This window comes from Acidimicrobiales bacterium, from assembly GCA_036399815.1.
GTDB lineage: Bacteria > Actinomycetota > Acidimicrobiia > Acidimicrobiales > DASWMK01 > DASWMK01.
This window is the reverse complement of record DASWMK010000279.1, coordinates 1-9,133: the sequence shown is the minus strand read 5'-3', so window position 1 is coordinate 9,133 and position 9,133 is coordinate 1. Positions and strand designations below refer to the sequence as shown.

The 9,133-nt window shown below is 76.5% G+C and carries 9 protein-coding genes; 1 reads left to right on the top strand and 8 read right to left on the bottom strand.

All coding sequences use genetic code 11. The features are described 5' to 3' along the window. Positions 1–1,400 (top strand): MFS transporter (locus tag VGB14_20985; GenBank protein HEX9995408.1); only part of this gene is annotated, 1,400 nt, incomplete at its 5' end. A 4-nt stretch (positions 1,401–1,404) separates the two neighbouring features. On the opposite strand, the gene VGB14_20980 is transcribed toward VGB14_20985, so the two are convergent. The 8 genes from VGB14_20980 to VGB14_20945 form a co-directional block, all read right to left on the bottom strand. Further along, positions 1,405–2,010, bottom strand: a complete 606-nt coding sequence (locus VGB14_20980) for a TMEM175 family protein (protein HEX9995407.1) — start codon at positions 2,008–2,010, stop codon at positions 1,405–1,407. A gap of 2 nt (positions 2,011–2,012) precedes the next feature. Then, positions 2,013–2,741, bottom strand: a complete 729-nt coding sequence (locus tag VGB14_20975; GenBank protein ID HEX9995406.1) for a hypothetical protein — start codon at positions 2,739–2,741, stop codon at positions 2,013–2,015. Then, a complete protein-coding gene (locus tag VGB14_20970; protein ID HEX9995405.1) occupies positions 2,741–2,893 on the bottom strand; it encodes a hypothetical protein in 153 nt (50 codons plus the stop codon). The genes VGB14_20975 and VGB14_20970 overlap by 1 nt, the downstream gene beginning before the upstream one ends. A 9-nt stretch (positions 2,894–2,902) precedes the next feature. After that, positions 2,903–3,328 carry a VOC family protein gene (locus VGB14_20965; protein HEX9995404.1) on the bottom strand — a complete coding sequence of 142 codons (426 nt, stop codon included), beginning with the start codon at positions 3,326–3,328 and terminating at the stop codon, positions 2,903–2,905. After that, positions 3,325–4,881 carry an acetolactate synthase large subunit gene (locus VGB14_20960; GenBank protein ID HEX9995403.1) on the bottom strand — a complete coding sequence of 519 codons (1,557 nt, stop codon included), beginning with the start codon at positions 4,879–4,881 and terminating at the stop codon, positions 3,325–3,327. Before VGB14_20960 ends, VGB14_20965 begins: the two co-directional genes overlap by 4 nt. Beyond that, positions 4,878–6,266: an FAD-binding oxidoreductase gene (locus tag VGB14_20955; GenBank protein HEX9995402.1), complete on the bottom strand. Its 1,389-nt coding sequence runs from the start codon at positions 6,264–6,266 to the stop codon at positions 4,878–4,880. Before VGB14_20955 ends, VGB14_20960 begins: the two co-directional genes overlap by 4 nt. Before the next feature lie 18 nt (positions 6,267–6,284). Continuing rightward, entirely contained in the window at positions 6,285–7,748 is a 1,464-nt protein-coding gene (locus tag VGB14_20950) for a DUF5719 family protein (GenBank protein ID HEX9995401.1), read from the bottom strand. Further along, positions 7,745–9,133: hypothetical protein (locus VGB14_20945; protein ID HEX9995400.1), on the bottom strand; the 1,389-nt coding region annotated here is incomplete at its 5' end. The genes VGB14_20950 and VGB14_20945, both read right to left, overlap by 4 nt.

The following is a 9,133-nucleotide window of genomic DNA, read 5'->3' as shown; positions in this document are numbered from 1 at the left end:
CCCAGCCGGCGCCGCCGCCCCCCGTCGCCGGCGCGGCCCGCGCCCCGGCCTGGCCGATGTGGGCGCTCGGGCTCGTGATCCTCGTCGACGAGGTCGACAAGAACATCGTCCGGGGCCTGATCACGCCGCTGAAGGCCGAGTTCGGGGTGGGCGACGCCGCCATCGGCGTGCTCCTGTCCGCCTTCATCGTCGTCAACGGGCTGGTGACGGTGCCGGCCGGCTACCTGGCCGACCGGTGGCACCGCACGAGGACGATCGGCGCCACCGTGGTCGGCTGGTCGGTGCTGAGCGCGGCCGGCGGCCTGGCGCCGACGTTCCCGGCGCTCGTCGCCCTGCGCTCGGCCCTGGGGTTCGGCCAGGCGGTCACCGAGCCGTCGGCCGCCAGCCTGATCGGCGACTGGTACCCGGTGGCCCAGCGGGGCCGGGCCTTCGCCATCCAGCAGGTGATGATGATCGCCGGGGTGGGCGTCGGCGTCGGGCTGGGCGGCGTGCTGGGCGAGGCCATCGGCTGGCGGTGGGCCATGGCGGTCGTCGCCGTGCCCGGCCTCGTGATCGCCGCCCTGGTGCTGCGGCTGCGGGAGCCTCGCCGGGGCGCGGCCGACCGCCTGTCGGTCGGCGGCACGGCCGACGACGACGGCGACGGCGACGACGACGAGCGCCCGCCCCTGTTCGACGGCGGCGTGCGCCGGTTCCTGGCCGACATGGTCGAGGGGCTGCGGGCCGACCTGCGCACGATCGTCGGCATCCGCACCATGCGCTACGCGCTGGTCGGCGTGGCCGCCCTGCTGTTCACGATCACCGCGGTGGCCGCCTGGCTGCCGCAGTTCTACATCCGCCACCTCGGCGTGCCCGAGGGCGACGGCGAGACCTGGTTCACCGTGCTCGCCCTCCTCGGCGGGGTGCCGGGCGTGCTGGTCGGCGGCCGGGTGGCCGACCGCTGGGCCGACCGGGTGCGGGGCGCCCGCCTGGCCCTGCCGGCGCTGTTCCTGTTCACCGGCAACCTGCTGTTCACCGTGTCCTACTGCCTGCGGTCGTTCCCGCCGGCGTTCGCGCTGGAGCTGGTCGGCCTGTTCGTCGTCACGATGGCCGTGCCCGGCCTGCGGGCCGGCCTGACCGACGCCGTCCCCGCCCACCTCCGAGGCGCCGGCTTCGGGGCCTTCAACCTCGTCGCCGTCGTCTTCGGCGCCGCCGCCGCCCCCACCGTCGTCGCCGCCCTGTCGTCGGCCTTCGACGAGAACCTGCGGACGGCCTTCCTCCTCGTCAGCCCGTTCGTCTTCCTCGGCGCCGCCGTCCTCTGGCGGGCCAGCCGCTACCTCGACGACGACATGCAGAAGATCTTCCTCGCCGTCCTGACGGCGATGCAGGCCGAGCAGCAGCGCCGGGACGGCGAGACGACCTGAGCGGTCAGCCCTCCGGGAGGAAGGTCTGGCGGACGGGGCCGTAGTGGCGGGCGAGGGCCAAGAAGACCACCGCGATCGTCGCCCAGCTCCACTCGGCCAGGGTGGCCGAGACGGCGGCGAGCGGGAGGGAGCCGAGGAACACGGCGGCCAGGGTCGTCGCCCGCCACACGCCGTGGACCAGCTCCGTCCTCGGCACCCGCTCGTGGGCCAGCCCGGCCCGGAGGACGTGGACCCACGCCAGCGCGCTCACCGCGCCGGCCAGGCCGAGGACGACGGCGTAGGCGGCGGCCGCCGGGCGCTGGTCGCCGTAGCCGCCGAGCACCTCGGTCGGGAACGGGATCAGCGCCACCAGCCCGAGCTGGACGAGGTTGAGGAGGATCAGCGCCCGGTCGACCCGGGCGACGAACTGGAACAGTCGGTGGTGCCCGAGCCAGAACAGGGCGATCACCACGAAGCTGAGCGCGTAGGCGCCGAGCGCCGGGAGCGTGTCCCGCAGCGCCCGGCCCACGTCCTCCTCCGCCACCGCCGCCGGCACCCGCAGGTTCAGCACGAGCAGGGTCATGGCGATGGCGAACACGCCGTCGGACAGGGCGAGCAGCCGGGACGCCACGCTCAGTCGGCCGTCGACAGCAGGAAGGCCAGCGCGAACCCGGCCACCGTCACCAGCCCGACCGCCGCCCCGCCGTGCTCGTACGACTCCGGCATCATCGTGTCGGCGAGCATCGTGAGGATGGCCCCGGCGGCGAACGCCTGGATGAAGCCGACCACCCCACCGGACGCGTCGCCCAGGAAGGCGTAGCCGGCGGCCGCGGCGGCCGCCGAGACGAGCATCACCGCCGTCCACAGGCCGAGGATCCAGCGGGGCGACCGCCCGGCCTTGCGCAGCCCGGTGGCCGCCGACAGCGACTCGGGCACGTTCGACAGGAACACCGCCGCCACCACCGGCCCGGACACGTTCCCGCCCGACAGGATGCTGACCCCGATGGCGACCGACTCGGGGATGCCGTCGAGGAGCGCGCCGAGGACGATGGCGCCCGGTGACCCGTCCTCCTGCTGCCCGCCCGACCGCTTGCGGTCGGCGCCGCCCCGGCGGTCGATCACCGCGTCGCCGGCGAAGAACGTCAGCGCCCCGGCGGCGAGGCCGACGGCGACCGACCCGGTGCCCGACCGGCGGAACGCCTCCTCGGTCAGCTCGAAGGCGAGCGCGCTGATGAGCACGCCGGCCCCGAACGCCATCACCAGCCCGATGGCCCGCTGGTTGGCCGGCAGGACGATGCCGGCGACGGCGCCGACGAGCAGGGCGAACCCCCCGACCAGCCCCCAGAAGGCGGCCTCGGCCATCAGCGGCCCGGGCCGGTCGGCGGGGCGGGCTCGCCCGCGACCCGGCGGGCGACGGGGACGGCGGGCCGGAGGCGGGCCCGCAGGCCGCCGGTCACCGTCACCTCGCCCGCCTCGCTCGGGCTCGCCGTCGGGCGACCGCTGGACCGGGGCACCGCCCTCCCCTACCCGGGCGCGCCGGCGTCGTCCTCCCGCAGCCACGGCGTGCGGCACACGGCGACGAGGAGGCCGTCCGGGGCGAGCAGCCGGGCCGTCTCCTGGCCCCACGGCTCGACCCTCGCCCCGTGCAGCAGCCGGTGGCCGGCGGCCTCGAGCTCGGCCGCCGCCGCGGCCACGTCGTCGACCTCGAACTCGATGCTGGCCTGGGGCACGGGCACGCCGGCCGGCCACTCGCCGGTGCCGAAGCAGGACCGGGCGGCGTCGGCCAGCAGCCACAGCCCGAAGTGCTTCACGCCGTCCAGCCGGTGGGTGAAGGCGTAGCCGCCCTCGTCCTCCTCGAAGTCGATGCCGATGGCGTCCCGGTAGAACGCCCTCGCCGCCGCGCCGTCGGCGACGATCGGCGACACGCTGGCGACGAAGCGGACGTTCACAGCCGGGACGGCAGGATGGCCTCGACCACGGTCGGGCCCTCCGTGGCCAGCGCCTCCTCCAGCTGGAGGGTGAACTCCTCGGCCGTCGTGGCCGTGGTCGCCGGCACGCCGAGCCCCCTGGCGAGCGACGCGAAGTCGAGGTCGGGGCGGCGCAGGTCGAGCATGGCCTTGGCCCTCGGGCCGCCGGCCTCGGCGCCCACCCGGTCGAGCTCCATGTTGAGCACGGCGTAGGACCGGTTGTTGAACAGCACGGTGGTGACGTCGAGCCCCTCGCGGGCCATCGTCCACCACGACTGCATCGTGTACAGCGCGCTCCCGTCGGCCTCGAGGGCCAGCACCTTGCGGCCCGGGCAGGCGACGGCCGCCCCGACGGCGGTCGGGAGGCCCTGGCCGATGGCCCCGCCGGTGAGCGACAGCCAGTCGTGGGGCGGGGCGCCGGCGGTGTGCCCCGGCGCGTACAGGCCGGACGTGACGGCCTCGTCGACCACGATCGCCCCCTCGGGGAGCAGGGCCCCGACGGCCGCGCACGCCGCGTCGGCGCTCAGCGGGCCGGCCGGGGGCGACGGCCGCCCGGCCGGCTGGCGCTCCCAGCCGTCGTCCGGGGCGCCGACGGCGTCGGCCAGGGCGGCGACGGCGGCGACGGCGTCGTCGGTCGGCCCGGCCAGCACGTGCACCTGGCAGCCGTCGGGCACCAGGTCGCTCGGCTTGCCGGGGTAGGCGAAGAACGTCACCGGCGACTTGGCGTCGACGAGCACGAGGTGGCGCAGGCCGTCCATCTGGAGGGCGGCGAGCTCGCCGAGGTAGGCGAGGCGCTCGACCGGCGGCCGGCCGGCGCCCCGCTCCAACCGGGCCGGGAACGTCTCGCACAGCAGCTTGGCGCCGGTGGCCCTCGCCACCCGGCTGGCGTCGTCCAGCGCCCGGCCCACGCAGGCCCGGCCGCCGACGAGCAGCGCCGCCGGCTCGCCCGAGCGCAGCGCCTTGACGGCGGCGTCGACGTCCTCGCCGCTCACCGTGCGGGGCCGGGTGGGGGCGACGCGCTCGGCCGGCGCCGCCCCCTCCATCCACGACACGTCGGCCGGCAGGATCAGGGTGGCCACCTGGCCGGGCGGGCCGACGGCGGCGGCCACCGCCTCGGCCGCGTCGCCGGCCACCGCGGCGGGCGACCCCGACCGGCGCACGAACGACGACACGTTGCGGGCCACCGTCTCGATGTCCGACTCCAGCTGGGCGTCGTAGCGCTTGTGGTAGCTGGCGTGGTCGCCGACCACGTTCACGATCGGCGAGCGGGCCTTGCGGGCGTTGTGGAGGTTGGCGAGGCCGTTGCCGAGGCCGGGGCCGAGGTGGAGCAGGGTGGCCGCCGGGCGGCCGGCCATGCGGGCGTAGCCGTCGGCGGCGCCGGTCGCCACCCCCTCGAACAGGGCGAGGATCCCCCGCATCTCGGGGACGGCGTCGAGGGCGGCGACGAAGTGCATCTCCGAGGTGCCCGGGTTGGTGAAGCACACGTCCACCCCGCCGGCCACCAGGGTGCGGACGAGCGCCTGGGCGCCGTTCACCGGGCGGCCTCGGCGTCGAAGATGGCGCCAGGGTTGAGGATGCCGGCCGGGTCGAAGGTGGCCTTGATCCGGCGCAGCAGGTCGACCTTCACCGGGTCCTCGAGCTCCAGGTAATAGTGCTTCTTGGTCGTGCCGATGCCGTGCTCGCCGGACACGGCCCCGCCGAGCGCCTGCCCGGCCCGGAAGATGTCGAGCACCAGCCGGCGGCGGCGCTCGGGGTCGGGCTGGAAGACCGAGAGGTGGACGTTGCCGTCGCCGGCGTGCCCGCAGCCGGCCACGAACGAGTCGCTCGCCTGGGCCAGCGCCTCGACCTTCGCCATGTAGTCGGCGATCTGGGCCCGGGGGACGACCATGTCGAGGATGTCGTCGGCGCCGGCCGCCTTCGCCGTCCAGAACGCCTTCTCCCTGGCCTCGATCAGCGCCACCCCGGCCTGGGGCGGCAGCACGTAGACGTCGAGCGCGCCGAGCTCGGCCAGCGCCCCGGCCAGCTCCTCGACGTCCTCGTCCAGGCGGTCGGCGCTGCGGTCCTCCAGCACGACGACGAGGTAGGCGCGGGTGGCGTCCTGCACGTCCTTCGGCACGCCGAGGTCGAGGCCGGCGTTGCGGACGAGCCCGGCCATCGACACCACGTCGATGTACTCGACGATGAGCGGGCCGATGCCGCTGCCGACGATGCGGGGGACGGCGCTCGTCACCTCGGCCAGGGTGGCGTAGGGGGCGAGCACGGCGGCCGAGTGGGCCGGCCGGGGGTAGAGCCGCAGGGTCGCCTCGGTGACCAGGGCCAAGGTGCCCTCCGATCCGGCGATCAGCTGGGTCAGGTCGTAGCCGGTCGTCGCCTTCACGAACTTGCCGCCGGTGCGGATGACCTCGCCGGTGCCGAGCACCGCCGTCAGCCCGAGCACCTGGTGGCGGGTCACCCCGTACTTCACGGCCCGCATGCCGCCGGCGTTGGTGGCGACGTTGCCGCCCAGGCTGGCCGAGCTCTCGCCCGGGAACACCGGGTAGACGAGGCCGTGCTCGAAGGCCGCCTTGTCCAGCTGGTCGAGGGTGACCCCTGGCTCGACGACGGCGACGTGGTTGCCGAGGTCGATCTCGAGGATGCGGGCCATCCGCTCGAAGCTGACGACCATGCCGTCCGGCCGGGGGATGCAGGCCCCGGACAGGCCGGTGCCCGACCCCCTGGCCGTGAGCGGGACGCCGTGCTCGGCGGCCAGGCGGACGACCGCGGCGACCTCCTCGGTCGACCCCGGCCGCACCACCCAGCGGGGCCGCACCGGCGTGCCGGTCAGCGCCTCGTCGTGCCCGTAGTCCTCCGGGACGGCGTCGCCGGTGAGGACGTTGCCCCGCCCGACGACCTCCTCCACCGCCGTGGTCAGCTCGGCCATCCGCCGAGCATGCCACCGTCAGCCGGAGAGCGGGATCGCCATGGTGGCGGCGACGCCGAGGTCGTCGATGGCGGCGATGCGGCGCTCGACGACGACGGGCTCGGTCGACTCGACCACGACCGGGAGCTGCTCGGCCTGCACGAAGTCGCCGAGGCGGAGCCCGATGCGCTCGCCGGCGGCCAGCTCGACGGCGGCGAGGTCGACGATCGGCTCGGGCGACCGGCTCCCGTCGAGGGGCACGACGGAGAGCGTGGCCGCCCGGTCCGACGGGTTGAACACGGTGACCAGCTCGTCGGTCTCCTCGGTGGCCGCGCCGGCCGGGAGCACCCACCGCTCGGCGGCCAGGCGGGAGCCCAGCTCGGCGCTGATCCCCGTGCGCGCCGACGGCGACTCGTCGTTCACCACCCGCTCGGCCACCACCGGCACCCCGTTCACGGACTCGACGGTGATGGCGTGGGGGACCTCGGCCGGGATGCGCTCCTCCTCGTTCAGGTCGAGGGTGACCCAGTCCTCGGCCGGGATCGACAGCTCGAAGGGGGCGGGCACGCCGTTGGTCGCCGGGTCGTCCAGCGTGACGAGCACGTCGACCTCGGCCTCCTCGTCGCCCGGGTTGTAGACGTGGAGCCGCTCGCCGACGCCGTCGGCCACGTAGCCGGCCGGGAACCACCAGCGCTCGCCCAGGGCGGGGGCGCCGAGGGTGACGGCGAGGCCCCGCGGCCCGCCCTCGCCGTCCCGCTCCTGCACCCGGTTGACGACCAGCTGGCCGGACCGGGTGGCGACCGTCAGCGCCAGGTGGGGCTCGCGCAGCACGTGCTCGTTGACCTCCACCACCACCATCGACCGCCCGGGCACGACCAGGCCCTGGAGCGCCTCGGGGTCGCGGCGGCCGTCGTCGGTGGCGGCCGAGACGTCGGCCGTGGCGTCGGCCGGGAACGGGTTGAACAGGAGCAGCCGCTCCTTGGCGTCGACCGTCGTGACCCCCCAGGCGAAGTACCAGCGGTCCGACGGGCCCGACGAGCACGGGGTGGTGTCGGTGCCGTTCGGGCCCCGGACGGACAGCTCGGCGGCGACCTCGCCCCCCGGCGCCTCGACCAGCGCGGCGGCATAGGTGGCGTCGGAGGTGGACGTCGCGTCGACGAGGTCGACCAGCGACGCCGACGCCCGCCCGTGGGCGGGCACGTCGAGGGCCGAGGTCTCGGGCTCGCCGCCGGCCGGGAACACCGTCACCGACGCCCGCACGGCCTCGTCGCCGGCGTTGGCCACCACCACCGTGCCCTCGGCCAGGCCGTCCTCCTTGGACCCGGCGCCGGCGCAGTACCAGGCGGTGGTCAGGGCCGACGGCGGGGCGGCCACCGGCATCACGTACGGGGTCTGCTCGGCGAAGGCCGGCACGGGTCGGGCCTCGGGGTCGCGGTCGGCCCACGCCGCGGCCACCAGCACGAGCGCCAGCACGCCGAGGGCGACGAAGCGGCGGTGCCTCACGCGCCCGCCTCCTGGAGGACGGCCTCGGGCTCGGCCGCGGCCGACTCGGGCGGGTCGTCGACGGCGCCGGCCACCGGGTCGGGCGCCCGCCGGCGGCGGCGCCGGCCGACCAGCACGAACTGCACGGCGACCAGCCACAGCAGCACCTGGACGGTGAGCAGCACGTGGCGGACGGGCGGGGTGGCGTAGGACAGGGTGGCGGCGCCGCCGTCGCCCGACGACCAGGCGTTGGCCCACCCGAAGGCCCTGCGGTGCTCGGCACCGGCGCCGTCGAGGCGCCAGCGGTCGGAGAAGGCGGCCGACCAGAGGACGTCCCGGTCGCCGGGGACGTCGCCGGCGAAGTCGGCGAACCCGCCGGCGCCGGGGAGCACGGGCTCGGCGTCGGGCAGGGCCGACGACGCCGTGGCGGCCAGGCCGCCGCCGGCCGGCACCGACCCCGCCGGCAGGGCCGCCCGCGCCGGCAGCGCGGCGACGTTCTCGTAGACGAGGACGGCGTCGTTCAGGCGCCGCTCCTCGAGGTCCAGCTGGGCGCCGAGGATGCGGGCGAGGGCGGCCGGCGCCGGCCGCTCGGGCGAGTCGACCGGCACCGGCGCGAGGCGCTGGGGGACGACCACGTAGCGGACGGCGAAGGGGGCGAGGAGGCGGCCGAGGCGGGTGGTGCGCCCGGCCGCGGCGGCCCGGACGGCGTCGCCGACCAGGCCGGTGGCCCCCTCCTCGCTGCCGGCCCACTGCTGCTGGATGCCGGGCGCGGCGCCGTCGGCGAGCGCCCAGGCGACCCCGTCGTCGAGCTCCCACCCGGCGAGCGGCAGCGCGTCCGGGTCGCCGAGCCACAGCACCCGGATCCCGCCGCCGGCCTCGTCGTCGAGCACGGACAGCAGGTCGGCCAGGCCCTCCCTCGGCACGTCCCAGCGCCCGCCCGCCGCCGCGCCGAGCACGGGCACGGTGCCGACCAGCAGGGCGGCGAGGGCGACCATCGAGGCCGCCTGCCGCCAGCCGAAGCGGAACCCCGGGAGGTCGACCTCGAAGGCGACGGCGCCGAGGGCGGCGGCCATGGCGAGGGCGGCGGCCGCCATGGCCAGGCCGACCTCGGGGTCGGGGGTGACCGGGAACCAGCCCCGCTCGGCCGCCCACTGGACCAGGACCAGCGCGACGGCCACCGACCACGCCCGCACCGCCCAGGCCAGGCGCCAGCCCCGGCCGATGGCGAGCGGGAGGGCGGCGGCGACGAGGAACGCCCACCCGATGGGGGCGGCGCCGATCGGGCCGGTCTCGAAGCGGAGGAGGTCGCCCAGGCTGGTGAGCACCTGGCCGTCGGGGCGCACGCCCGGCCAAGCGGACCACCCACCGGCCGGGGGCAGCAGGTCGAAGGCCCACGGCAGGTGGAG

Bases quoted from the DNA above. Each gene is read 5' to 3' on its own strand.
- VGB14_20975 (HEX9995406.1), bottom strand. From the start codon at position 2,741: ATGGCCGAGGCCGCCTTCTGGGGGCTGGTCGGGGGGTTCGCCCTGCTC.
- VGB14_20955 (HEX9995402.1), bottom strand. From the start codon at position 6,266: ATGGCCGAGCTGACCACGGCGGTGGAGGAGGTCGTCGGGCGGGGCAAC.